At 68.2% G+C, this 24,018-nt stretch carries 26 protein-coding genes; 16 read left to right on the top strand and 10 right to left on the bottom strand.

Translation table 11 applies throughout. The annotated features are described in order from the left end of the window. Positions 1-14: 14 nt before the first annotated feature. A complete protein-coding gene (locus tag ACWGSK_RS27165; protein WP_358515469.1) occupies positions 15-704 on the top strand; it encodes a hypothetical protein in 690 nt (229 codons plus the stop codon). Positions 705-708: 4 nt separating this feature from the next. Continuing rightward, positions 709-1,320 (top strand): mismatch-specific DNA-glycosylase, encoded by a 612-nt coding sequence (locus ACWGSK_RS27160; protein ID WP_452457145.1) that lies wholly within the window; start codon positions 709-711, stop codon positions 1,318-1,320. A gap of 71 nt (positions 1,321-1,391) precedes the next feature. Here the strand turns inward: ACWGSK_RS27160 and ACWGSK_RS27155 are convergent, their stop codons facing one another. Next, entirely contained in the window at positions 1,392-2,984 is a 1,593-nt protein-coding gene (locus ACWGSK_RS27155; protein ID WP_358515462.1) for an OmpA family protein, read from the bottom strand. A 268-nt stretch (positions 2,985-3,252) separates the two neighbouring features. On the opposite strand from ACWGSK_RS27155, the gene ACWGSK_RS27150 reads away from it, so the two are divergent. The 5 genes from ACWGSK_RS27150 to ACWGSK_RS27130 all read left to right on the top strand — a co-directional run bounded on the left by ACWGSK_RS27150 (position 3,253) and on the right by ACWGSK_RS27130 (position 7,820). Beyond that, complete coding sequence (locus ACWGSK_RS27150; RefSeq protein WP_452457144.1) at positions 3,253-3,852, top strand: fasciclin domain-containing protein; 600 nt, start codon at positions 3,253-3,255, stop codon at positions 3,850-3,852. Positions 3,853-3,996: 144 nt separating this feature from the next. Further along, positions 3,997-5,625: a molybdopterin-dependent oxidoreductase gene (locus ACWGSK_RS27145; RefSeq protein ID WP_452457150.1), complete on the top strand. Its 1,629-nt coding sequence runs from the start codon at positions 3,997-3,999 to the stop codon at positions 5,623-5,625. A gap of 100 nt (positions 5,626-5,725) precedes the next feature. Continuing rightward, the gene (locus ACWGSK_RS27140; RefSeq protein ID WP_358515486.1) at positions 5,726-6,382 is read left to right on the top strand and encodes a fasciclin domain-containing protein; all 657 of its coding nucleotides are present in this window, start codon (positions 5,726-5,728) and stop codon (positions 6,380-6,382) included. A 110-nt stretch (positions 6,383-6,492) separates the two neighbouring features. Next, entirely contained in the window at positions 6,493-7,083 is a 591-nt protein-coding gene (locus tag ACWGSK_RS27135) for a sigma-70 family RNA polymerase sigma factor (RefSeq protein WP_452457143.1), read from the top strand. After that, a complete protein-coding gene (locus ACWGSK_RS27130) occupies positions 7,080-7,820 on the top strand; it encodes an anti-sigma factor (RefSeq protein ID WP_358515453.1) in 741 nt (246 codons plus the stop codon). The genes ACWGSK_RS27135 and ACWGSK_RS27130 overlap by 4 nt, the downstream gene beginning before the upstream one ends. 92 nt (positions 7,821-7,912) lie before the next feature. Here ACWGSK_RS27130 and ACWGSK_RS27125 read toward each other — a convergent pair whose 3' ends face one another. Then, positions 7,913-9,199 carry an MFS transporter gene (locus ACWGSK_RS27125; protein ID WP_452457142.1) on the bottom strand — a complete coding sequence of 429 codons (1,287 nt, stop codon included), beginning with the start codon at positions 9,197-9,199 and terminating at the stop codon, positions 7,913-7,915. A gap of 472 nt (positions 9,200-9,671) precedes the next feature. Continuing rightward, entirely contained in the window at positions 9,672-10,949 is a 1,278-nt protein-coding gene (locus tag ACWGSK_RS27120; RefSeq protein ID WP_452457141.1) for an MFS transporter, read from the bottom strand. 189 nt (positions 10,950-11,138) lie between these two features. Here ACWGSK_RS27120 and ACWGSK_RS27115 point away from each other — a divergent pair, with 189 nt between their 5' ends. The 5 genes from ACWGSK_RS27115 to ACWGSK_RS27095 all read left to right on the top strand — a co-directional run bounded on the left by ACWGSK_RS27115 (position 11,139) and on the right by ACWGSK_RS27095 (position 16,476). Then, complete coding sequence (locus ACWGSK_RS27115) at positions 11,139-11,615, top strand: Lrp/AsnC family transcriptional regulator (protein WP_452457140.1); 477 nt, start codon at positions 11,139-11,141, stop codon at positions 11,613-11,615. Between the two features lie 106 nt (positions 11,616-11,721). Next, a complete protein-coding gene (locus ACWGSK_RS27110) occupies positions 11,722-12,561 on the top strand; it encodes an EamA family transporter (protein ID WP_452457139.1) in 840 nt (279 codons plus the stop codon). A 179-nt stretch (positions 12,562-12,740) separates the two neighbouring features. Beyond that, positions 12,741-13,805 (top strand): DUF6924 domain-containing protein, encoded by a 1,065-nt coding sequence (locus tag ACWGSK_RS27105; protein ID WP_452457138.1) that lies wholly within the window; start codon positions 12,741-12,743, stop codon positions 13,803-13,805. A 130-nt stretch (positions 13,806-13,935) separates the two neighbouring features. After that, on the top strand, positions 13,936-14,826 hold the full coding sequence (locus ACWGSK_RS27100) for an amidohydrolase family protein (RefSeq protein ID WP_452457137.1): 891 nt from the start codon (positions 13,936-13,938) through the stop codon (positions 14,824-14,826). Between the two features lie 78 nt (positions 14,827-14,904). After that, on the top strand, positions 14,905-16,476 hold the full coding sequence (locus ACWGSK_RS27095; protein WP_452457136.1) for a long-chain-fatty-acid--CoA ligase: 1,572 nt from the start codon (positions 14,905-14,907) through the stop codon (positions 16,474-16,476). A 73-nt stretch (positions 16,477-16,549) separates the two neighbouring features. Here the strand turns inward: ACWGSK_RS27095 and ACWGSK_RS27090 are convergent, their stop codons facing one another. After that, on the bottom strand, positions 16,550-17,338 hold the full coding sequence (locus ACWGSK_RS27090; RefSeq protein ID WP_452457135.1) for a VOC family protein: 789 nt from the start codon (positions 17,336-17,338) through the stop codon (positions 16,550-16,552). Positions 17,339-17,423: 85 nt separating this feature from the next. Next, the gene (locus tag ACWGSK_RS27085) at positions 17,424-18,221 is read right to left on the bottom strand and encodes a VOC family protein (protein WP_358515085.1); all 798 of its coding nucleotides are present in this window, start codon (positions 18,219-18,221) and stop codon (positions 17,424-17,426) included. Between the two features lie 132 nt (positions 18,222-18,353). On the opposite strand from ACWGSK_RS27085, the gene ACWGSK_RS27080 reads away from it, so the two are divergent. From ACWGSK_RS27080 to ACWGSK_RS27070, 3 genes are all read left to right on the top strand, one after another. Then, entirely contained in the window at positions 18,354-19,277 is a 924-nt protein-coding gene (locus ACWGSK_RS27080) for a PfkB family carbohydrate kinase (RefSeq protein WP_358515082.1), read from the top strand. A 175-nt stretch (positions 19,278-19,452) separates the two neighbouring features. After that, on the top strand, positions 19,453-19,704 hold the full coding sequence (locus ACWGSK_RS27075; protein WP_067607479.1) for a type II toxin-antitoxin system Phd/YefM family antitoxin: 252 nt from the start codon (positions 19,453-19,455) through the stop codon (positions 19,702-19,704). Then, the gene (locus ACWGSK_RS27070) at positions 19,701-19,961 is read left to right on the top strand and encodes a Txe/YoeB family addiction module toxin (protein ID WP_358515079.1); all 261 of its coding nucleotides are present in this window, start codon (positions 19,701-19,703) and stop codon (positions 19,959-19,961) included. The genes ACWGSK_RS27075 and ACWGSK_RS27070 overlap by 4 nt, the downstream gene beginning before the upstream one ends. A 4-nt stretch (positions 19,962-19,965) precedes the next feature. Here ACWGSK_RS27070 and ACWGSK_RS27065 read toward each other — a convergent pair whose 3' ends face one another. Together ACWGSK_RS27065 and ACWGSK_RS27060 are read right to left on the bottom strand one after the other, a co-directional pair. After that, the gene (locus ACWGSK_RS27065) at positions 19,966-20,223 is read right to left on the bottom strand and encodes a GNAT family N-acetyltransferase (RefSeq protein WP_358515076.1); all 258 of its coding nucleotides are present in this window, start codon (positions 20,221-20,223) and stop codon (positions 19,966-19,968) included. A gap of 48 nt (positions 20,224-20,271) precedes the next feature. Next, entirely contained in the window at positions 20,272-21,993 is a 1,722-nt protein-coding gene (locus ACWGSK_RS27060; RefSeq protein WP_358515074.1) for a M23 family metallopeptidase, read from the bottom strand. A 549-nt stretch (positions 21,994-22,542) separates the two neighbouring features. Between ACWGSK_RS27060 and ACWGSK_RS27055 the strand changes: the two genes are divergently transcribed. Beyond that, entirely contained in the window at positions 22,543-22,770 is a 228-nt protein-coding gene (locus ACWGSK_RS27055; RefSeq protein WP_358515071.1) for a type II toxin-antitoxin system YoeB family toxin, read from the top strand. Positions 22,771-22,846: 76 nt separating this feature from the next. Here ACWGSK_RS27055 and ACWGSK_RS27050 read toward each other — a convergent pair whose 3' ends face one another. The 3 genes from ACWGSK_RS27050 to ACWGSK_RS27040 form a co-directional block, all read right to left on the bottom strand. After that, positions 22,847-23,365 (bottom strand): GNAT family N-acetyltransferase, encoded by a 519-nt coding sequence (locus tag ACWGSK_RS27050; protein WP_452457134.1) that lies wholly within the window; start codon positions 23,363-23,365, stop codon positions 22,847-22,849. A gap of 61 nt (positions 23,366-23,426) precedes the next feature. Next, positions 23,427-23,654, bottom strand: coding sequence for a plasmid mobilization protein (locus ACWGSK_RS27045; RefSeq protein ID WP_452457133.1), 228 nt, complete (start codon positions 23,652-23,654; stop codon positions 23,427-23,429). 64 nt (positions 23,655-23,718) lie between these two features. Next, entirely contained in the window at positions 23,719-23,970 is a 252-nt protein-coding gene (locus tag ACWGSK_RS27040; protein WP_067607473.1) for a Smr/MutS family protein, read from the bottom strand. Positions 23,971-24,018: the final 48 nt, after the last annotated feature.

Genomic DNA, 24,018 nt, shown 5'->3' with positions numbered 1-24,018 from the left:
ACCGAAAGCCACCCATGCGCCTGATTCCGTCCACTCCCCTGTCATGCCTGGGCACGGCCGTCGCCGCGGTCGTCATCGGCGGTTTCGTCCTCGTCGGCTGTGACGTGGTCGACCTCGACCTGGATATGAACCTGTCCAGCGGCGACGGCTCGGAGTCACCGGACGAGGAGGCGAGCGCGAGTCCCAGCCCCGGCGAGGAGGAGGCCGAGGAACAGGAGGACTCCTCCTACGGACTCCCCGAGTCGTGCGAGGCGGCGGGCGCCGCGCAGATCGTCGGCGACCTCGCCCCCGGCACCGTCCTCACCGAGGAGAGCGGAGCGATCGACGGGGTCGACGACGCCGAACAGCTCTCCTGCACCTACAGCGACGGGAACGCCGCACCGGGCACCCCCTCCTTCACCCTCCTGTTCACCTCCGGCGCCGACCCGAGCGCCAACCCGGACGTCATCGAGGTTCCCGGTTCGGAGGCCGAGATGAACTGGGAGGTGGACGTCGACGTGGACGTGGACACCTACCACACGGAGGAGTCCGACGACCTCGACGGCGACCTGGAGTACGTGGGCACCGTGGACGGCTCCAGCCGCCACCTGTACCTGCAACTGCCCGGCGACTTCCACGTCACCGCCATCGTCTTCAACGAAGACGTCGAGCGGGGCGACCTGGAGCGTGTCGTGTTGCAGGCCGCCGGTCAGATCCGAAACTAGTGTCATGGCCGGTGAGGCAGGGAGCGGACCCACACGAGGGGTCGGGGGACTGAGCCGAGAGGAGCTCGACGCCGGCCGCGACCTCCTGGTGCCCGACGTACTCGTCGAAGGGTTGTCGGTGGTGTTCTGCGGGCTCAATCCCGGGCTGACCAGCGCGGTGCGCGGACACCACTTCGCCACCCCCGGCAACCGCTTCTGGCCCTCGCTGGGCCGGTCCGGGTTCACCCCGGGCCGCTACACCCCCGACCGGGAGTGGGAGCTGCCCCGACTGGGGTTGGGGATCACCAACCTCGTCGCGCGCACCACCCGCGGTTCGGACGAACTCGCACCCGAGGAGTTCGTCCAAGGCTCCGAAGAGCTGCGCGGCAAGATCCTCGACCTGGCCCCCGCGTGGTTGACGTTCCTGGGCATCACCGGTTACCGGGCGGCCTTCGGGGTCAGGCGACCGAAGGTCGGCCCTCAGGAGGAGACCATCGGTCGAACCCGGCTGTGGTTGCTGCCCAATCCGAGCGGACGCAACGCCCACTACACGCCCGCGATGTTGACCGAGGAGTTCGTCCGGCTCCGGCTCGCCGCGGGCCTGCCCGACCGTTCGGCGGACACCGACTCCCCCTGAGAGCCGGCCCCGGGAAACGACAAGGGAGGGGGGCCCGACATCGTGTCGGGCCCCTCCCTGTTCACGTACCCCTAGTACTCGACGGGGATCTCCTCGAACTCACCGAAGGGGCCGGCGCGCATCGTGAGCTCCTCGATGTCCACCGGCGGGGCGGGGAACACCGCGACCAGCTCGTGCGTGTTGCCGGGCTGGATGGTGTGCACCTCCTCGGCGAAGCTGCTGTAGCGGTTCTCTCCGAAGTCCATCTGCGCCACGTAGCGGACCAGTCCGCCCTCCGGCTCGTACAACTGGAACCCGCCCAGGGTGCCCTTGTTGAACTGCTCGGGGCCACCGGCCACCGTCTCACTGCCGCCCAGCTCGGGGGCGAGCGGTTCGTCGGTGGTGTTGGTCATCGCCACGGTGCCGATGACGTAGGCGCCGTCACGGCGCAACGGGTAGATCTCCAGCCGGATCCCGTTCTCCTCCCCCTCGGCGACCACGGAACCCGGGTCGTCGCTGTAGGGGGCGGGCCAGGTCACGTTGCGCTGGGCCACGCCGAGGCCGTCGTCGTCGTACTCCTCGTCCTCGGTGGCCTCCACCGTCGGGTTGAAGACGTAGGAGAACTCCACGCGCCGGTTGCGGGCCCGCGCCTCCTCGTCGTCGGAACCGCCCTCGCGGGCGATGGGCTCGCGCTTGCCGCGACCCTCGACCTCCAGCTGGTAGTCGGTCCCGAGTTCCTCGGCGAGCAGGTCCCGTACGCTCTCGGCGCGTTCCACCGACAGGTTGTCGTTGTAGGCGTCGTCACCGATGCCGTCGGTGTGGCCGACCACGGTGATGCTGGGCTCGTCGGGGTCGACGTTCTGGGCCAGGGTGGTGGCGGCGCGGCGGACCACGTCCTCGGCGTCGTCGGTCAGGTCCGAGCGGTCGAACTCGAACATCACGTCCGAGTGCAGCGAGATGATCTCGCGGTCGCCGTCCCGGGTGGTGGAGGCGATCTCGGAGTCGACGAAGCTCTGTACCCAACCCTCGTCGGCGAGGGCGTCCTCGTCGGGGCGACGGTTGGCGAAGACGAGGTTCTCACCCCGTGCGGGCGGGTCGTCCAAGGTCAGGTGGTCGGGCCCGTTGGGGTTCTCCGGGTCCTCCCGCTCGGTCTCCACGTCCTGGACGGGGATGCCGGTCATGGCGCCCAGCCCGCTGCCGACGAACGTCACCTGGGACACCTCGTCGGGAATGCGGGGGAAGTAGCGGGTGTACTCGTTGGTGACCCCGTCGTGCACCGGGTAGAGCCCGTCCTCGTTGGGGCTCTCCGATCCGTACTTGAGGCCCTCGCCGTCGAGGAACTGTCGGTAGACGCGTCCGGTGAGGGGGTCGACCAGGGTGTGGGCCATGCTCAGGTTCCGGTTGGGCCCGGCGAAATCGTCCAGGTAGGTGACCTCGTAGTGCATGACCGTGTAGTCGTCGGTGCGCTCCAGTCCGGTGACGGCGAAGCGCATCTCGGCGTCCTGTCCGGTGTCCTGGAAGATGCGTCCCTCGCGTACGTAGGGGAACTCCTCCCTGACCTCGGGCGGTCCGGACGCGTCTCCGAAGGTTTCGGACCACCAGTCGGACACGGGGGCGCAGCCACTGAGGAGGAGGCTGCCCGAGACCATGAGCGCGACCACGGTTAGGTGCTTCTTCCGCGCCATGTGGGGGAACTCCGATCGTTGAGAGGACGTACCGGCAACATCTTCCTGCACTCACGGGGTCGAACCGACCACAGTGCCCCAAGAAGAGTCACGGCACCCGCCCTGGCCAGCCATGACCCGTATAGGCGGATTCCATGGCGGGGCGTTCCGGAGCGTTGGCCGGTGCCCCGTTTCGCGTTCGCGCATATGCGCGTCGCGGCTCTCGATGCAAGCGATTCACACGTAACGTGATGAACTCGTAACGTCGAGTCATCCATCGGGGCGGAAGATGCACCGAACCACCCTCACGGCCGGGTGTGCCGTACTCCTCCTCTCCCTCGCCGCCTGTTCCGGTGGCAACGGCGAGGGTGAGGGCGAAGAACACGGCCACAGCGCCGAGGCCGGCGTCGAACCGGTCAAAGCCTTCGGCCCCGGTTGCGCGGACTTCCCCGACACGGGACCCGGAAGCCTCTCCGCGATGGCCGACCGCCCCCTCTCCACCGCCATCGCCGACAGCCCCTTTCTGGGCCGCCTGGCCGAGGTGGTGGAGCGATCCGGTCTGGGATCGGACCTGGACACGGCCGACGACATGACCCTGTTCGCCCCCACCGACGACGCCTTCGACATGTATCCCACCCCGGCGATCCAGGAGCTGCTGGACTCCCCCGACGGGCCGGCGCACCTTCTGGGCCACCACGTCGTCCTCGGCGAGTTCGGCAGCGCCGATCTGGACGGCGGCTCCTTCGACACCCTCAACGGCGACCGGATCCGTGCCACCGCGGACGAGGGCGAGTACACGATCGACGGCTACGCCCCGGTGGTCTGTGCCGACGTGCGGACCACCAACGCCACCGTCCATGTGGTGGGCATGCTCCTCATCCCGTCCTGACACACCGCCTCGCGTTCCGGCACACCACTCGACGTGGGCCGCGAAACCCACGTCGACGGCGGGCGCACGGTGGCTCCGGGCGCTTGGAAAAAGAATCCCGAGAAAAGTCGTCGACCGACCCATCCGCCCCCGCGTCGGCGCCGAATACCCGACGTGACCACCAAGGAACGCGGGACACGACGCCCGCAACGCGACACCCGGCACCTCATGGTCGGGGTGGGTCTCGGCCTGCTCGTCGTCGGGGCGGCCCTCGGATTCGGCGAACTCACCGCCGGACTGACGCGTGCGACCTCGCCGGTGGTCACGGTCGGCGACGCGCTCGTCGACAACAGTCCCCCGTTCCTCATGGAGTGGGCGATCTCGCTCTTCGGCACGGCCGACAAGGCCGTACTGATCACCGGGGTCGTGGTCGTCCTCGTCCTGGCCGGCGCGCTGCTCGGTGTCGTGTCACCGCGCCGCCCGGCCGTCGGATACGTGGGGCTGCTCCTGTTCACGGTGGTGGGGCTCGCCGCCGTGTTCCTCCGCCGCGCCGATGACCTGGGAGCGGCCTCGGCCGTGGTCGTCGGCGGGGCGGCGGGCGCCGTGGCGCTGTGGCTCCTTCTCAGGAGCGCTCGCCCGGCCCTCGAAACCGGGGGAGAGAAGGGGGAGCCTCGGGCACCGGCGGAAGCGGAGGGTGGAACACCCCCCGCGCCGGGGCCGGACCGAGGACCTGGGAGGCGCGGTTTCGTACTCACCGCGGCCGGGGTCCTCGCCGCCACCGGTTCCGCCGGTGCCCTGGGGCGGTTCCTTCCCTCCATGACCGGCGGTACCGGATCGCGAAGCGCACTGGCGCTGCCCGCACCCGCCGAGCCCCTGCCGGCGCCGCCCTCCGGGGTCGACCTCGGCGTTCCGGGACTGGCGCCCTTCACGACCCCGAACCGGGACTTCTACCGGATCGACACCGCCCTCACCATCCCGCGCCTGGACTCCGATCGTTGGACCCTGCGTGTGCACGGACTCGTGGACCGGCCCTTCGAGATCGACATGGACGAACTGCTGTCCCGCGAACTCGTCGAGACCGACACCACCCTGACCTGTGTGTCCAACCAGGTCGGCGGGGACCTGGTCGGCAACACCCGCTGGCTCGGGTTCCCCCTCGCCGACCTGCTGCGCGAAGCGGGGGTCCACGCCGACGCCGACCAGATCCTCAGCACCTCGCACGACGGCTGGACCTGCGGCACCCCCACCGAGGTGGTCATGGACGGGCGCGACGCCCTCCTCGCCGTGGGGATGGGCGGCGAACCGCTCCCCCACGTCAACGGCTACCCCGCTCGCATGGTGGTGCCCGGCCTGTACGGGTTCGTCAGCGCCACCAAGTGGGTCACCGAGATCAGGCTCACCCGTTTCGCGGACGACCAGGCGTACTGGGCCCGGCGCGGGTGGGGCGTGCGCGCTCCGATCAAGACCATGTCCCGGATCGACGTGCCTTCCCCGCTGGGTCGTGTGGACGCCGGCGAGGTCGTCCTGGCCGGGGTCGCCTGGGCCCAGCACCGCGGGATCGACGCCGTGGAGGTGCGTGTCGACGACGGCGACTGGTGGGAGGCGGACCTGGCCGCCGTCCCCGGCATCGACACCTGGGTGCAGTGGGTGGCCGAGGTCGACGTCGACCCCGGCATGCACTCGGTGGAGGTACGGGCCACCGATTCCACCGGCTTCACCCAGCCGGCCGAACGGGTCGACCCGATCCCGGACGGGGCCACCGGGTGGCATCGGATCCGCTTCACCGCCGGCTGAACACCACAGACCTCATCCGCGACAACGGCTCGACACAACCGCAGATCGTCAACACCCACAGATGTGACCAGAGGGAACAACGGGAGAAGAGATGAACACCATGCTCCGCAAGAACACGCTCACCGCCACCGCTGCCGCCGCCGTGCTCGCCTTCGGTCTCTCGGCCTGTGGCGACATGGACGGCGCGGCCGAGGAGTCCCCGGAGATGGGTGGCGCCGAGGAGACCACCGAGAACACCGATGGCATGGAGGAGGAGAGCACCGACGAGGGCGCGGAGACCGCGGGCGAGAACTTCGGCCCGGGCTGCGCCGACGTGCCCGAAGACGGTGACGGCAGCTTCGAGGGCATGGCCCAGGACCCGGTCGCCACCGCGGCCTCCAACAACCCGCTCCTGTCCACCCTGGTCAGCGCCGTGGAGGAGGCCGACCTGGTCGACACGCTGAACTCCGCCGAGGACATCACCGTCTTCGCTCCCGCCAACGACGCCTTCGAGGCGATCCCGCAGGAGGACCTGGACGCGCTGTTGGCCGACCAGGAGCAGCTCACCGAGGTGCTGACCTACCACGTCGTCGAGGGCACACACGCTCCCGAGGACCTGGCGGACGGCACGTTCACCTCCCTGCAGGGCGAGGACGTCACCACCAGCGGCTCCGGCGAGGAGTTCACCGTGAACGACGAGTCCCAGGTGGTGTGCGGCAACGTGCAGACCGCGAACGCCACCGTCTACATCGTCGACACCGTGCTGATGCCTTCCTGATGGGAGGCTGAACCGAGCACCCGGGCGGCTCGAACTTCGAGGACGGGCCGCCCGGGACCACCCATCGCACCGTGACCACCAGACCACGACTCCCCACCGGAAGGCCGTAGATGGACAGGGCAACGGCGGCACCGCAGGGGTCCTCCCCGGAGGGCCCTCTCGGGTTGGAGGATCTTCTGAGCCGCGTGGCGCGCGGCGAGGAGCAGGCGTTCGACAGGGTGTACGACCTGATCAGCCCGACCGTGTACGGGCTGGTCAAGCGTGTTCTACGGGACCCCGCCCAGTCGGAGGAGGTCTCCCAGGAGGTGCTGGTGGAGGTGTGGCGCAGTGCCTGTCGTTACGACCCGCGCCGGGGGAGCCCCCAGGCGTGGGTGATGACGTTGGCCCACCGCAGGGCGGTGGACCGGGTGCGTTCGGAGCAGGCGGCCACCGACCGGGAGTCCCGAGCTGCGGCGGGCGACACCGAACGCCCCTATGACCAGGTGGCCGAGGAGGCCACGAACCGGCTCGAACGCGATCGTGTCCGACGATGTCTGGAGAACCTCACGGAACTCCAGGAGCAGTCGGTGCGCCTGGCCTTCTACGGCGGCTACACCTACCGTGATGTGGCACGCCTGTTGTCGACGCCCCTGGGCACCATCAAGACCAGGATGCGCGACGGACTCATTCGACTCAGGGACTGTTTGGGGGTGGAGTGGTGAGAAGGTCGCTCAGCCCGGACCTGCACACGCTGACCGGCGCCTACGCGTTGAACGCCCTCACTCCGAGCGAGAGCGTGCGCTTCGAGGACCACTTGGCCGACTGCGACTCCTGTGTACAGGAGGTGCGGGGTTTCACCGAGACCTCCGCGCGGTTGGCCGCCACGGCCGCCGAGACACCGCCCGCGGAGCTTCGGGCGAAGGTGCTGGAGGAGGTCTCCCGGACCCGTCAGCTCGCCCCCGCCCCCGAGCGCCTGCCCGAGCCCCGCCGCCGCGGACTTCCATGGACGCTGGGTCTGGTGTTGGCCGCCTGCCTGGCCGCGGTCATCGCCCTGGGCGCGGTGGTGCTCGACCAGCGTGAACAGGTGAACGAGCTGCGCGGCAACGAGCGGCAGATCGCCGCGGTGCTGGCCGCGCCGGACGCCGTCACCACCAGCGCCGAGCCCATGGAGGGTGTGAGCGTCACGGTGGTGCGCTCCGAGTCCCTGGGCGACCTGGTGTTCAGCGCGCACGGTCTGGAGGACCTGCACGACGAGGACTACCAGCTGTGGCTGAGCCGGCCGGACGGGTCGGTCTACTCGGCCGGGACGCTCTCGGTCGACCAGGAGGGTTTCGTACTCCCGGTTCTGGCCACCCCGCAGGACGAGGAGACCGACGGCGTCGCCGTCACCATCGAGCCCGAGGGCGGGTCCGAGCAACCCACCTCCGATCCGGTGATGGCCATGCCGGTCACCGGCTGACCGGTACCGATGGCCCGAGCGCGCCGTGACCCCGCGGGACCAAGGGGTCACGGCGCGCTCGACGGGCGGCCGGAACGGCGGGGAACGGCTCCTCAGAGGACGGCGACCTCATCCGGGCGAGGCAGGGCGCGCATGGTGGGTCCGAGGGTGAACAGCGCGGCCGGCGCGGACACCACCGCCATCGTCACGAACACCGCGATCGGGCCGGCCAGGTCGAAGACCACCCCCACCCCGACGATGCCGATCGGTTGGGACAGCAGCGCCATGAAGGTCACCGCGCCCAGGGCCCGCCCCTGGTAGTGGTCGGGCACCGTGGCGGCCACGTAACCGAAGAAGACCGCGTTGACGCAGGGGACCGCGGCGAAGACGAACGCCACGATCATCCCCAGCGGAAGCACTCCGGGCGTGACCACCAGGACGAGCGCGCAGACCGGAGCCGACCACGCGGCGAAGAGGAGGATCCGGGAGGGGCTCACCGCCCGCAACACCGGACCGGCCGCCAACGCTCCGGCCAGCCCGCCCATCCCGGCCAGTGACACGGTCACTCCGACCAGCAGGTTGGAGGCACCTCGTTCGTTCGCGGTGGCGATGATCGCGAGGAACACACCCGTCTGGGTGAAGGCGAGGTTGAACCCGATGATCCAGCACATCATCGGCCGCAGGATCGGGTGCCGGGCCAGGAGCACGAACCCGGTGACGGTGCCGCGCAGGGTCCACGGTTCCCCTTCGGCGCGCCTAGGGGCCTGCATGGGTCGGCGGATGCGCAGGAGCAGCGCCGTGGACAACAGGTAGCAGACCGCCTCTGCGAGGAACGGGAAGGCGCGACCCAGGCCGAACAGCGAACCGGCGAGCGGCGCGCCCAGCGCGGTGGTGCTGAAGAAACGGATCTGGTTCTGCGCCGACGCGCTCGCGATCTGCGAGGACGGGACGAGCTGTTTGATCGCCGCCATGGCCACCGGGTTGGAGACACCCGTGAGGGCCGAGGAGGTGACCGCCACCCCGATGACGAGCGGCACGTCGGCCTCACCGTTGAGCAGTAGCGAGGCGAAGGCGACGAGGAGCAGGAGCCGTCCGATGTCGCAGACGAGCAGGATGGCGCGCCGGTTGACGCGGTCGGCGAGGGCACCTCCGACCACGGCCGTGATCATGGTGGTGGCGACCTGCGCGGCGCCGATGATGCCCGCCTGGGACGCGGACCCGGCCAGGAGGAGGATCAGCAGGGGGTAGGCGACCTCGCCGCTCTCCTTGCCCAATCCCGCGAAGAAGCGGCCGGCCCACAGGGCCTGGAAGTCCTGGTTGCGGATGAGCGGAGCGGGTCCCTCGGCCCCGTTCCCCGGTCGTTCCGGGTGGCGGTACGGCTGTGGCCGTTCCATGGTCATTGTGTGCGACTTCCCGTGGTGTGCCCGCGGAGAGCCGGGGTTCCCCGACCCCACCTCCGACGTGCTGAACCGTTGTTCCCCTCGGGGTCGAGGCGATCAGGGAGGGAATTCGGGATACGCGAAATAAGGGCATGCGGGGGGTTGGATGCTCATGTGGCCATTATGCGCCTGTTGTAGGCATTGACGAGCTTCTGAGACCGCATGTGATGCATATCCATGAAAGTGGCCACTATTGGCCGTTTGTGCACATGCATGCGCCTGTTCTCCCTGTGCCTTTCGTCCCACAGAAATGGGACTCAGGGCACTCACAGGGGCGGGTGTGACGTTTTCCAGTGACCGTCCGTCACCGATTTTCCCTTTCGGGACATCGGTGGGCCGGACGGAAACGGAATCGGTGGGACGGCCCCTCCCTCCCGGGGTTGGGAAGGGGCCGACCCGAAACGCTCACGTCTCTCTCCCGGGCGCCATCCGATCAGGCGTGGAGGAGCCCCGCCCCGTCTCGACGGGGACACCGTCCCCGCGCCGCCGCCTCGATGGTCCACGGGGTGCGTTCGACGTAGGCGACGACCGCCGCCACCACGAGCGAACCTCCGGCGACGAGGACGTAGGAGGCGGTCCAGCCTCCGGTGAGCTCGCTCAACAGTCCGAACAGCAGCGGCCCGCCCAGGGCGATCCCGCTACCGGCGCCCTGCACGAACCCGGACAGGGCGGCGGCGCCCCGGGCGGTGGAACTTCGAGCGTTGATCATGGTCATGGTGACCACGAACAGGCTGGTGCCCAGTCCAAGGAAGAGGACCCACACGACGGCGAGCCCCGGTGCCAGCGCCACACCCAGGTAACCGATCCCGTAACCGGACAGTCCCAGGGCGACGATCGGGAAGGTATCGGCGGTGCGCAGGGTGGCCGCGGGCGCGACCAGGCCGAACAGCAGGCTGGTGCCGACCATCAGCGAGACCATGCTCCCCGCGGCGGCGGGGCCGTGCCCGGCGTCGCTCAACAGGGCGGGCAGCCAGGTGAAGAGCGTGAAGACGTTCCAGGTGACCATGCCGAAGAGCAGGGCCATCCGCCAGGCCATGCCGACCCGCGGGATGGGGCGGGCCAGGGGCCGATCATCGCCCATCGTCGTGGTCGGGGAGGCCACGGGGCCGCCCCTGCGCCACTGCACGGCCCACAGGAGGGCGGCGACGAGGGCGATGCCCGACCAGGCGCCCAGGGCGACCCGCCACCCGGCGACCTCGGCCAGGGGCACGGCCACCAGCGGTGGGAAGAGCGCGCCAAGGTGGATCGCGACCATCTGGACGGTGCTCAGCGCGGCGATTCGGTCGGGGAAGTACTGCTTGATCAGCGGCGGCAGCACGACGTTGCCCAGGGCCGCTCCGGTGAGGGCGATACCGGTGAGCGCGAGCAACGCCCCGGTGTCGGGGGCGAAGGCCCGCAGGACCTGTCCGATCCCGGTGAGCAGCATGCTCAGGGTCGCCGTGGCCTCGGCGCCCAGACGACGCATGATCGCGGGGGTGACCAGGCCGAAGATCGCGAAGGCGACCAGCGGCAGGGTGCCGAAGACGCCGACGACGGTGGCGGTGAACCCGAGTTCTCCGCCCACGGTGGTCAGCAGTGGGGACAGTGAGGTGACGACGAGGCGCAGGTTGAGCGCCGCGCAGACGATCGCGACCAGGGCCAGGACGCGGCCCCTCGTCACAGGGCCCACCGACGATCGGTCGGTGTCGGCCGCGGCAGAGGAAGGTCTCATGGTGACGGGACGTCCCTTTGTTGTGCGGTGGTGCGGCGTCGCACCGGAGCGTGGTCGATCGGCGGGCGACGCTGCCGGCCAGGAGAGGATCACTCCCCGGCGAGCCAAATACGACCTTTTCTCTCAGATGTTACGCATACTCCGGAGTTGAACTCAACATTCCGGATTAAGTACGGATAGACTCCGCGTATGGCTGATATTGACGAACTAGATACGGCGATTCTGGCCGAACTCCAGTCGGACGCACGGAAGACCAACCGCGACGTGGCCGCGGCGGTGGGCGCCTCGCCCACCACGACGCTCGATCGCACCCGCGCACTGCGGGAAAGGGGTGTGATTCGCGGCTCACTGCTGGACGTGGACCTGGAACTGATCGGTCGCCCGGTCCAGGCGCTCATCACCGTGAGCGTCGTGAAACCCTCGCGGCACAACATCGAGGCGTTCCGCGACTGGGTCCGTTCCCTGCCGGAAACGCTGTCGGTCTTCGTGACGTCGGGCGAGGAGGACTTCCTGGTGCACGTCGCCCTGCCGGACAACAACAGCCTGTACGCGTTCGTGGTGGACAAGCTCACCGAACGACCCGAGGTCGCCGACGTGCGCGCGTCGATCGTCTACGAGCACCTGCGCAACCACGCCGTCACCCCCGCCACGCGCACCCGTACCTGAGTCGGAACATCGACCGCCCACACCCTGTGGGCGAACCCGATCAGGTCGAGGACGAGGGCCGGGACCTACTCTTGCGGGGTCCTCTGAACCCTGCCCGAGAGGTCCAATGACCACACCCGTCCTCGCCGCGGTCCTGGTGGCCGCGCTCCTCCACGCCACGTGGAACGCGATCGCGCACGCCATCACCGACCGGCTGCTCGGGTTCGCCCTCATCGGGCTCGGCGGGATGCTCGCAACCCTGCCCCTGCTGTTCGTGGCCGGGCTCCCGCCGGTCGAGGCCTGGCCGGTTCTGCTCGGGTCACTCGTCGCGCACGTGCTCTACCTGAGCCTGCTGATGCTGTCCTACCGGACCGGTGACTTCGGACAGGTGTACCCGTTGGCGCGTGGCACCGCCCCGTGGGTGGTGGCGCTCATCGGCGTGGTGGTGTTCGGTGACGCCCTGCCGCCGAACGAGTTCGCCGGGGTGCTGACGGTGTCCGCGGGGCTGATGGTGCTGGTGTTCGCGAACGGCATGCCCAGTAGAGAGCACGCCCCGGCACTCCTGGCGGCCTTCGCCACGGGGCTCGCCATCGCCACCTACACGGTGGTGGACGCCTACGGTGTGCGCCTCACGGAGAACCCGACCGGATACATCGCCTGGATCATGTGTCTTCAAGGACCGGTGTTCCTCTTGGTCGCCCTGGTCACCCGGCGGGGAAGGCTGGTGGAGCAGCTGCGCCCCATGTGGAAGGTCGGCCTGCTGGGCGGGGCGGTGAGCGCGGGCGCGTACGGGCTGGTGCTGTGGGCCCAACTGTCGGGGGCGGTCGCCGGCATCGCGGCACTGCGTGAGACCAGCATCGTCTTCGCGGCCGTCATCGGCCTGATCTTCTTCCACGAACGGTTCGGGACGGTGCGCGTCGTCGCTTCGGTGGTGGTGGTCGCCGGGGTCCTCCTCCTGGCCCTGTGAACCCGCTCCGCGACGCGGTCCCACCACGTACCGCTCTCGAATCGCATGTCCCTGATACGTGGTTTTCAGGAGGCCGGGCCAGGTTCACGGTGTTCTACCGAACGCACGTGGCGCGCTTTGTCGGCGCGGCGTGTTATCCAGGCCCTTCCACCCCTTTCAGCAAGTGCAAGGTGCCTCCCATGCGACCCCCTTCCCCACTCTTCCTTCCGTCCTTCCCCGCAGAGGAGGAGATCACGGTCTTCCTCGTTGTTCGTACCGCCTACGACGACCAGGACGCGTGGCAGGACACGCTCTCGTACCTGTCCGACCTGCCCGGTGTGCTTGCGCACCCACCGCTCCCCCAGCCGGAACACGACGGCCGAGGGGACGTTCCCCCTCCCAACGACCAGCACCTGATCCTGGTGGACGACCCCGCCTGGCGGAACGCCACCACCGCCGAGGTCCACTCGGCCCTTGAGCAGGCCGGGTCCGAGCTCCCGCACATGGTGTTGCTGGCGGACGAGCGCACCATGGCCGACCCCGTGCACCGCCCCCTCCTGGCCTTCACCACCTCTCCCGAGGACGAGGACACGCCTCAGGAGCCCCCTTTCGTCCCCCACGAGCACGTGCTGCGGATCGGAGTCCGTCAGGCCTGCATGCTCTACCTGGTGTCCGATCCCGAAGGCCATTACCTGGAAGATTGGAAGGTCACCCTGCCCGAGGAACCCGACGAGGTCTTCGGCACCGACCTGGACCTGCTGGCCTCCCCTCCTCGCTACCGCCCCCTCACGGGGCGTCCACCACGCCTCCCCGTCAGCGAGGACCCACTGCTCGTACGCACCCATCACGGTGACGACGGGGCATGGAAGGCGGTCCTGAAAGCCGTACGCGCTCCCGTCTTCGACGACGAGGAATTCGAGCTGCCCGAGGAGGACCCCGACACCTTCTACGCCTATGTCCACGTGGTGGACGACAGCGGCTACACCGGGCTGTCCTTCGAGCAGCTCATGTGCCTGTCACCGCACGACGAGCACACCTTCCTGATCGTCGCGGACGAGCTGACCATGCTCGACCCCCGGCATCCGCTGTTGGTGGTGGACCTGTGGGACCAGCCCGGCAGATCCTTCCGAGCCGTACCGGGGGCGATCCAGGCGATCCAGAACAACCTGTCCATCTCCAACATGGACTTCGACGACTTCGACTGTGGTGAGGGGTTCATCCAGTTCTGGGAGACGGAGCACGAGGACGGTGCCGAGGTCCTGTAAGGACACGGGGCCCACTGGGCTGAGGAACGAGCGGACCGGCTCCCCGGGGTCGGTCCGCCCCGAGCCCTCCGGGTGGCCGGTCGCCGCCCCGGCTCCGAGCGCGGTTCGGACGGGCCATAAGCTGGATGATGTGACTGGAGTCTCATCATTGATCGGGGCCGACGAGAGCGCCGAGGTCCGCCGGGTCTGGCGGGATCTCGGGCTCCCCGGCCTCGTGGACGTGCACACCCACTTCATGCCCGACAACGTTCTGAGCAAGGTGTGGGCCTACTTCGACGCCCTCGGTGACGGCGTCTGGCCCATCACCTACCGCTTCGACCAGGAACAGCGCCTGGACATCCTGCGCGGATTCGGGGTCCGGTACTTCACCGCGCTGTCCTACCCGCACCGCCCGGACATGGCCCGTTGGCTCAACTCCTGGGCCGCCTCCTTCACCGAGGGCAACCCCGACTGTCTGCGCAGCGCCACCTTCTACCCCGAACCCGACGCCAAGGACTACGTGGCCGAGGCGATCGACTCCGGGGCCCGGGTCTTCAAGGCCCACTTGCAGGTGGGCGCCTACGACCCGCGCGACCCGCTGCTCACCGACGTGTGGGGGACGCTCGCCGACGCCGGGACCCCGGTGGTCGTGCACTGCGGTTCCGGCCCGATGCCGGGTGAGTTCACCGGGCCCGGTCCCTTTTCCGAGGTGCTGCGCGCCCACCCCCGGCTCACCGCGGTGGTCGCCCACGCCGGCGCACCCGAGTACACGGCCTTCCTCGACCTGGTCGAACGGTACGAGCGCGTGCACCTGGACACCACCATGGCGTTCACGCCCTACATAGAGCGGATGTCGCCCTTCCCACGCGCGGAACTCCCACGGCTGCGCGACCTCGGGCACTGCGTCCTGTTGGGTACGGACTTCCCGAACATTCCCTACGCCTACCGCGAGCAGATCCGGGCCCTGGTCGACCTCGACCTGGGATCCGACTGGCTGCGCGGGGTCCTGCACGACAACGCTTCCGGACTGTTCGGGCTCTGACCGCCACCACACGCACCATCTGCCCTGATAGCACCACAAGCCGCACGGGCACTTGTAGAAGTCGAAGGAGAGGGCACCTTGGAACTCACACTGACGCCGCTGGAGTTCGCCCGCCGCACTCGCAGGCTGTACCCACAGCGCGAGGCGGTGGTCGACCGGGACCTGCGCCTGACCTACGAACAGTTCTTCGATCGCTGCGACCGCTGGTCCTCGGCCCTCCAGACCATGGGGGTGGCCCAAGGCGACCGCGTCGCCTACATCGCGCCCAACACCCACGCCCAGCTCGAATCGTTCTACGCCGTCCCGCAGCTGGGCGCGGTGCTCGTCCCGGTCAACTTCCGGCTGACCGCCGAGGACTTCGTCTACATCGTCAACCACTCCGGCGCCAAGGTGCTGTGCGTGCACGCCGACCAACTCGGCGCCGTGGACTCGGTGCGCGACCGGATGCCCGGGGTGGAACGCTTCGTGGCCCTCGAAGGCTCGCGCGAGGGATGGGAGGACTACGAGGCGCTCATCGCGGCCACCTCCCCGGACTTCCGGCACCCGGAGATCGCCGAGACCGACCTGCTCACCATCAACTACACGTCGGGGACCACCGCCCGCCCCAAGGGGGTGATGATCACCCACCGCAACGCGTACATGAACTCGGTGGGCACCCTGCTGCACCTGCGCGTCGAGCTGGGGCAGAAGTACCTGTGGACCCTCCCGATGTTCCACGCCAACGGGTGGACCTACACCTGGACGGTGACCGCCGCGGGCGGCACGCACGTGTGCCTTCCGGTGATGGATCCGGCGCGGGTGTTCGAACTGATCCGGACCGAGGAGGTGAGCTGGTTGTGCGCGGCCCCGACCGTGCTCATCATGCTCGCCAACACCCCGGAGGAGGTCCGTGGCGGCGTCCCGCCCGGTGTTCACGTGGTCACCGCCGGCGCCTCCCCCGCCTCGGAGACCATCGAACGGCTGGAGGAGGACTTCGGCTGGACCATCACCCACGTGTACGGACTGACCGAGACCGCCCCGTTCATCACCGTCTGCGAGCCGCGCCCCGAACACCGGGAACTGTCGGTGCGCGACCGCGGCACGCTCAAGGCCCGCCAGGGCGTCGAACTCATCACCTCCGGCGAACTGCGCGTGACGGACGACGAAGGCGCCGAGGTTCCCTGGGACGGCAAGACCGTCGGCCAGATCACCGTGCGCGGCAACGTCGTCATGAAGGGGTACTACAACGACCCCGAGGCCACCGAGAAGGCCATGGGCGACGGCTGGTTCCGCAGTGGCGACGCCGCCGTCATCCACCCCGACGGCTACGCGGAGATCCAGGATCGGATCAAGGACGTGATCATCTCCGGTGGGGAGAACATCTCCTCGGTGGAGGTGGAGGGTGTACTGCTTCGCCACCCGGCCGTATTGGAGGCCGCGATCGTGGGTGTGCCGCACGAGCGCTGGGGTGAGACCCCGCGCGCCTTCGTGGTGCTTCAAGAGGGGGCCACGACCACGGAGGAGGAGATGATCGCGTTCACCCGCGAGCACCTCGCCCACTTCAAGGCACCCACCCAGGTGGAGTTCGTGGACCAGTTGCCCAAGACCGCCACCGGCAAGATCCAGAAGTTCGTGCTGCGCGGCGGTTCCTCCGCCGTCTCCCGCCAGTAGCGTCCATGGGGCGGGGCCGCGAGGCGGCTCACGGGCCGACCCGCCGCCCCGCCCTCGGCTCATACGGGCGGGATCACTCCGGTGATGGGGTGAGCAGGACGAACCCCGCGGAGAAGGGGTCGGCGCAGACCGCGAGCCGCCCCACGCCGGGCGCGTTCTCCGGACCCATGTGGACCTGGCCGCCGGCCTCACGTACCCGGGCGACGGCGGCGTCGCAGTCGGTGACGTGGAAGACGGGATGCCAGTCGGCGGCGCCCCGTGTCTGTGGCAGGTCCTCGGCCCGCACCTCCATGATCCCGCCGAAGTAGCGGTCCTCGCCCTGTTCGGCCGGGCGGATGGTCGCGTACACCTGATCACCCATCGGAACGTCGTTGAACTCCCAGCCGAGCAGCGCTCCGTAGAAGTCCTTGGCCCCCACCGCCGAGGGCGTCCACAGTTCGGTCCACATGAGCGAACCCGGAACGTCGATCGCTTCCGCGCCGGCGAAGCCCCGCGGCTGCCAGAGCGGAACCGCGCCGCCCTGCGGGTCGCTCAGGAAGGCCATCCGCCCCAGATCCATCACGTCCATGGGGTCGATGTGGACCGTGGCGCCCAGGGCCCTGGCGGCGTTCACCGTCCCGTCCAGATCCGAGGTGGTCAGGTAGACGGTCCAGGAGATCGGCTGCTCCTCCGACATCCGCGGGCTGAGCGCGCCCACGAGCGCACCGTCCAGCCGGAAGTTCACGTAGCCGCCGGCCTCCGGTCCGGCCGACTCGGCCTCCCAGCCGAACAACGCGCCGTAGAACGCGGCCGAGGCCTCGACGTCCGGGCTGGTCACCTCGGCCCAGCAGGGTGAACCGGGTACGTAGTCAGTGGTGAGCATCAGATCGCCTCCTGTGTCGACTTCCCAGTGTGCTGTCGGATACCGACGTTTCGCGGCTCGCCGCGGTGCGGGTTCGGGGCCGGGATCAGAGATGTCCGTTCAGCGGCTCCAGGATCACGAACCCGGCGGAGAGCGGGTCCGAACAGACCGCCAGCCGCCCCACCCCGGGTACGTCGTGCGGCCCCACGTGCACCCGACCGCCCGAATCCCGTACCGACGCCGCCACCGCGTCACAGTCCGCCGCCTGGAACACCGGGTGCCAGTCGGCGAAGCCCTCGATCTGGGGCAGTTGCACGGGAGGCATCTCCATCATCCCGCCGAAGTAACGGTCCTCGCCCGCCCCGGACGGACGCGCCATCGTATAGGTCTCCTCGTCGGCGAGGGGGATGTCGACGCACCGCCAGCCGAACAGATCACGGTAGAAGTCCTCGGCACTCTGCACCGAGGTGGTCCACAGTTGCACCCAGCACAGTGCTCCCGGGCGGTCGGTCACCTCCATACCGACGAAGGTGCCGGGCTGCCAGAGGGCGAACCAGCCGCCTTGCGAGTCGGTGGCGTGCGCCACCGTGCCCAGCTCGAACACCTCGGTGGGCTCCACCTGGAGGGTGCCTCCCAACTCCCGCACACGCCGGGCGGTCGCCTCGATGTCGTCGACTTGAAAGTAGACCGTCCAGGACAGCGCTTCCTCGTCGACGATGCGCGCACCGATCCCGGCCACGTTTCCACCATCCGACCTCATGATCGGGTAGTCGCCGACTCGCGCTCCCCCGCTCTCGGCCTCCCAGCGGAACACCCGCTTGTAGAAGTCCGCCGAGGCCTCGGGGGAATCGGATCCCAGTTCGACCCATCGGGGCGAGCCGTTGACGAAGTCGGTGGTCAGCATGGGTTCTCCTCCTGTCGCGCCTTCCCTATCGAGTCTGGGACGCAGGAGCGCACCTGAGCGGGACCGCCCCGGCAAAAACTCGACAACCGACTACGGGATGATCCGGGGACGAGCCGACGAGAGGACCCGGCAGTGCCCCTGCGACTCCACCACGTGGGACCGGTGATCATCGACGTCGTGATGGAGGTCGACGGTGTGCCCGAGCCCGGCGGTGGTTCCTTCGCGAGCTCCGCGCGGACCCTGCCCGGGGGCGGGTTCAACGTGGTCTCCGCCGCCGCGCGCGCCGGGTTGGAGGTGGAGTACGCGGGGGCGCACGGAACCGGACCCAATGGTGACCTGGTGCGGGCGGCCCTGCGCGCCGAGGGCGTGAAGGTCGCGCATCCGCCTCGCCCGGCCGACACGGGGTTCTGCGTGGTCATGGTGGACCCGAGCGCCGAACGCACCTTCGTCACCCATCTGGGTGCCGAGATGGACCTGCCACTGTGCGACCTGAACGACCTGCGGCCGAGGCCGGGCGACTTCGTCTACGTGGTGGGCTACTCGCTGTTGCCGGGTGGGCGTGCCGACGACCTGGTGACCTGGATCGGTGGGCTCGCCCCCGGTGTGCGCCTCGTCCTGGACCCGGCGCCGGTGGTGGGAATGATTTCCGAGGCGACCCTGGAACGGGTGCTGCCCCGGGTCGACGTGCTCAGCCTCAGCGCCGCCGAGGCGACCACACTCACCGGCACCTCCGATGGGATGGAGGCGGCCTCGGCCCTGTCCCGACGCGTCGACGGCGTGGTGGTACTGCGCGCCGGCGCAGAGGGTTGCCTGGTCGCAGAACCCCACACCGCCCCCGTGCCGGTACCCGGGTTCGAGGTCGAGGCCGTGGACACCAACGGCGCGGGCGACGCGCACGTGGGGGTGTTCGTGGCCGCCCTGGCGGCGGGAGAGGACCCGGTGTCGGCCGCCCGCCGGGCCAACGCCGCGGCGGCGCTGGCGGTGACCCGCAAGGGCCCCGCCACCGCCCCCACCGCCGAGGAAGTGGAGGCGTTCCTCCAAGGCCGAGGTCGATGACCCCTCAGGCCTGTCCGGGCAGGGCGACGTGGACCCGGTGGGGGCCGTTGTAGTGCAGGCCCCGGCTGACCACGAGGAAACCCCTTCACCCATCCAGTGACACAGAATTCTCACCCATACGTACAACTTATTGTACAATGATGGCATGTCCGGTTGTACTACGAAGGGGCCAGGAATGAAGACCTTGACCTACTCGGAGTCCCGAGCCAACTACGCCGCGACACTCGACTCCGTGGTCGATGACCGGGAAGAGGTCGTCATCACGAGAGCCGGGCGCGAGCCGGTGGTGATGATGGCTTTGTCCGAGTACGAGACTCTGAAGGAGACCGCCTACCTGCTCCGCAGCCCTGAAAACGCCCGACGTCTGGTGACCGCGATCGAGGAGCTCGAAGCCGACCAGGGGATCGAACGGGAGCTCGGCGAGTGAAGTTGGTCTGGGCTGAGAGCGCCTGGGAAGACTACGTCTGGTGGCAGGGCCAGGACCGGAAGATCCTCAAACGCATCAACATCTTGATCAAGGACATCGCCCGCAACGGCAACGAAGGAATCGGTAAGCCGGAGCCGCTGCGACACGGTTTCCAAAGCTACTGGTCACGTCGCATCACCGATGAACACCGACTGGTGTACAAGCTGGTCGAAGAAGAGATCAGGATCGCCGCCTGTAGGTACCACTACGGCAAGTGACGCCTTACTCCCGTATTTGAAGTGGACGAAAGGCGGCCAGGCCACTCACGAAATCGGGCCTCGCCTCAGGGAACACCCAGGCCTGTCCGGGCAGGGCGAAGTGGACCCGGTGGGCCCCGTTGTAGTGCAAGCCCCGGCCCACCACGAGGAATCCCAGGCGTTCGGCCAACCGCAGGCTCGGGGTGTCATCCACGTGCACCAGCGCCCAGACCGAATTCAGCCCCATTCCGTCGAGCCCGTGCCGACGAGACCCCCTGGTCACGCGGCTTCGAGCTCCCGCGCCCCAGGGGGTGTTGCCCTCAGACCCGGGTCAGGGGCAGTTGTGGGCCGCAGAGGTCGCCGAACCGACGACGACGTCGATGCCACCCGGACCAGTCAGATGGACGCCGTTCACGGTGAAGCCGCCGTCCTCCTCCTCGATCTGCTCGTTGACCACGAGTTTCGTCCCCAGGATGCCGCCCAGGTCCACTTCGAGGTCAGGGGTGTCGCCGACCTCCACCGGCACGCCTGCCACCGTCAGGGTCATGTCGACGCTGCCGGTCTGCTCCTCACAGGTACTGGTGGAGCTGACCTCCAGACCGGACACACCGATGACCGGCAGGCCCACGAGCCCGATAGAGGCGTCCGCGACGTTACTGCTCGCGGTGGAGCTCGCCGGCGCGGTACCGGTCTCCACCTCGGCGCACAGAACGTCCGCGGTGATCAGAGTCGAACCGATCCGCTCGGAACACACGGGTTCCATCGTCTCGGCGTCCGCCGTGCGCACCTCACCGGTCTCGGGCTCCGGTCCCAAGGAGATCGGCAGACCAAGGACGGGGACCTCGGCGGACAAACCGAAGGCACTACCGGTCACGTACCCCAGGGCCACGTCCGAGGACGCCTCCGAGGGCAGGTAGAAGTCGCTGCCGGCGAAGGTCAGCGCCACGGGAACGGTGGCGTCGTCGTTGAGGGGCTGATCGACCTCGTCGATCGTGCAAGAGGCGTTACCGTCACCATCGGTCGTCCCCTCACAGGCCTGCTCAGCCTCCCCGGCGCCCAACACGAACTCCACGTCCTTGTCGGCGACCGCCGCACCGGTCTCGTCGATCAGCGTCCCCGACAGCTCGGCGGGCTCGTCATTGGCCACCGTCTCGGGGCCGGTGAACTCCAGTTCCGTCTCCAACGTGATCCGCAGTTCCGCGGAGGCCTCCGAGGCCTCGTACTCGTCGTCACCCGCGAAGGTCAGTGTCACGGTAACCGTGCCGTCGTCGTTGAGGGGCTGATCGACCTCGTCGATCGTGCAAGAGGCGTTACCGTCACCATCGGTCGTCCCCTCGCAGACCTGCTCACCGTCCCCCGCACCCAACACGAATTCGATGGCCTTCTCAGCGACCGTGTCTCCGCCCTCGTCGGTCAGCGTGCCCGACAGCTCCAGCGGTTCCCCGTTGGTGGCCGTCTCAGGGCCGGTGTAGGCCAGTTCGGTGGGTTCCGCCTCCGGCGGCGGCTCCTCGCCATCGCAACCGTTGGTGCTGGTCACGAACTCCTCGTGATAGCCCAGCGGGTAGCCCAACGACTCGCCCTCGAACTCGATCTCTTGGGCGACCTCGTTCAGGCGCTGTTCGTAGTGCAGGTGTGCTCCGGTGGTGTTGTCGCCGGTGTTCCCCAGTGTGCCGATCTGTTGGCCCTGTTCGACCTCCTCACCTTCCGTGACGGTCTGCGAGTCCAGGTGGTAGTGCTTGGTCTCCCAGCCACCCGCGTGGTGGATATTCACTACCAGCCCGGCTCCGTCCTGCTCCAGAACCTGCGCGGTCCCGGGGGCCGAGGCGAGAATCGGCGTACCGGTGTCCTGTCCTCCGTCGGCACGGATGAAGTCGAGGGCGTTCTGGTCGTGTCCGGAGTATGTCGCGTACGTCGTCTCCAGCCCGCATTCGAACGGTGCTTTGAAATCGGTCGGCAGATCCCGGGTCTCGTCAGAGGCCGGGGCCGCGTGAGCGGCACCCATCGAACCGATGGTGAGCACCGCCGCCGCCAGTACGGCGATCACAGGGCGCACACCCGTGTGCTTGGCGGGCCGTTTCAAATAATCTGGTAACGCAGAAATGGCTCTTTCTCCTCGATCAGGCACCCACGACCGAACAGGGCCGTGGGCGAACTATGGGCGATGACATATTCGCGCGATCCACGCGGTCGATACCCAAGTCGAATGCAGCGGCCAGTTCATAAGAACGACACCGCATCTGACACGAACACGTGAACCCATCAACAGAACTCCCCGCATCACCTAGGCAATGCTCGGACAGTTTGCAACAGAAGATTGCACGACTCAAGCGCCACCATTGACCGCTCCCGGCCGGCCATGCGATTGACTTTTCATTCAGGCATGATAAATAACCCCACCTCATCAGAAACCAAGGCCCCTGCAAGCAATCCAGCCCCTGGAGTCACACACATAATCCGCACGGAAATCTACACAAGAACAAATGGGATCCGGGTTCCAATTGGAACAAACACCCCGGCCTCATAAACACATAGAAATGAATATCCAACGAGACCTGATTGAAAATCGACCCACCGTGTCAATCGACCGCCACCCAGCACCCCGGTGCACGCACATGAATCCACACTGAACCGGGGTAACGAAAATTCCAGTGGCCCTGGCGGCGGAGAGGTACGGACCGGAACGCAGCGTCCAGCGGGCCGTCCGGGGCCGCTGCGACACGGTTTCCAAAGCTACTGGTCACGTCGCATCACCGATGAACACCGACTCGTGCACAAGCTGGTCGAAGAAGAGATCAGGATCGCCACCTGTAGGCACCGCTACGGAAAGTGACGCCATACCTCGGCATTCGAAGTGGACGAAAGGCAGCCAGGCTACTCACGGAATCGGGCCTCGTCTCAGGAAATGCTCAGGCCTGACCAGGCAGGGCGACGTGGACGTGGTGGGGGCCGTTGTAGTGCAAGCCCAGGCCCACCACGAGGAACCCCAGGCGTTCGGCCAACCGCAGGCTCGGGGTGTTGTCCACGTGCACCAGCGCCCAGACCGAGTTCAGTCCCAGTTCGTCGAGCCCGTGCCGAAGCAGCGCCAAGGCGGCCTCGGTCGCCAGACCACGGCCGCCATGACGCGCGGACAGGTACCATCCGATCTCCGGAAGGTCGCCGGGCAGTTCCTTCGAGGGGCGTAGGTGGGCCAAACCGATGAGGTCGCCGTCGAGCATGATGACCCAATGCCCGAGTTCCGGCGGGCCCTCATAGGCGAGCCGGTTGTCCACCATCGCCCGGGCCAGGTCGGGATCGGAAAGGTCCGCCCCTAAGTGGGCGCTTATCACCGGGTCCGCGAACAGCGCCACCACGTCATCAGCGTGCCGGCGCTTCAGGGGAACCAACGTCGGTCGCCCGGTCTCGACGATCGCCTGCTTCACTCCCACACACCCCACCTCGCACGTCCACGGTGCCTGCGCCATCGCTCCGAGCACGCCTACCGGCCGGTCACAGGCCGAGCTCCTTGGCAACATCCTCGGCGGAAACGACCTGGGCATCTCCGGACCGGATCTCCTCCAGTCTCTGCTGCGCGACTCGTCCTTCGGCATCGGCCATCTGACAGATCGCGGCGTTGAGCAGGTAGGAAGACAAATCCATCCCCGCGCGCTCCGCATGGGATCTGACACGCTCCGCCTCATCCGGATCGAGGCTGACGCGGATTCTGACCTTTGCCATGGCACGATCGTAGGACTCGCGTCACTCCATGTCTCGACGTAACCGGTCCACAGGCCTCATCCGCTCAGTGTTTGAAGTGGATGAACAGACGACCGAAGTTCTTCGAGTCCTTCTCCACCCGGTGGTAGCGGGCCTTGACGTCCTTGCGGTCCAGGAAGCGCAGCACGCGCTTCTTCAACTGGCCCGAACCCTTGCCCGGGATGATCTCCACGGTCTTGGCCTTCTTGCTCTCGGCCTCGTCCATGATGTCGTTCAGGGCCTGGTCGATGCTGCGCCCCTTGTTGAAGATGTCGTGGAGATCGAGCTTGAGCCGCACGCTTCTTCCTCCCGGTCGGTTGGCACGGATGATACGCGCACGCTCCCC

The organism is Nocardiopsis sp. NPDC055551, from assembly GCF_053619415.1.
This window is presented reverse-complemented; position numbering and strand designations above follow the sequence as displayed.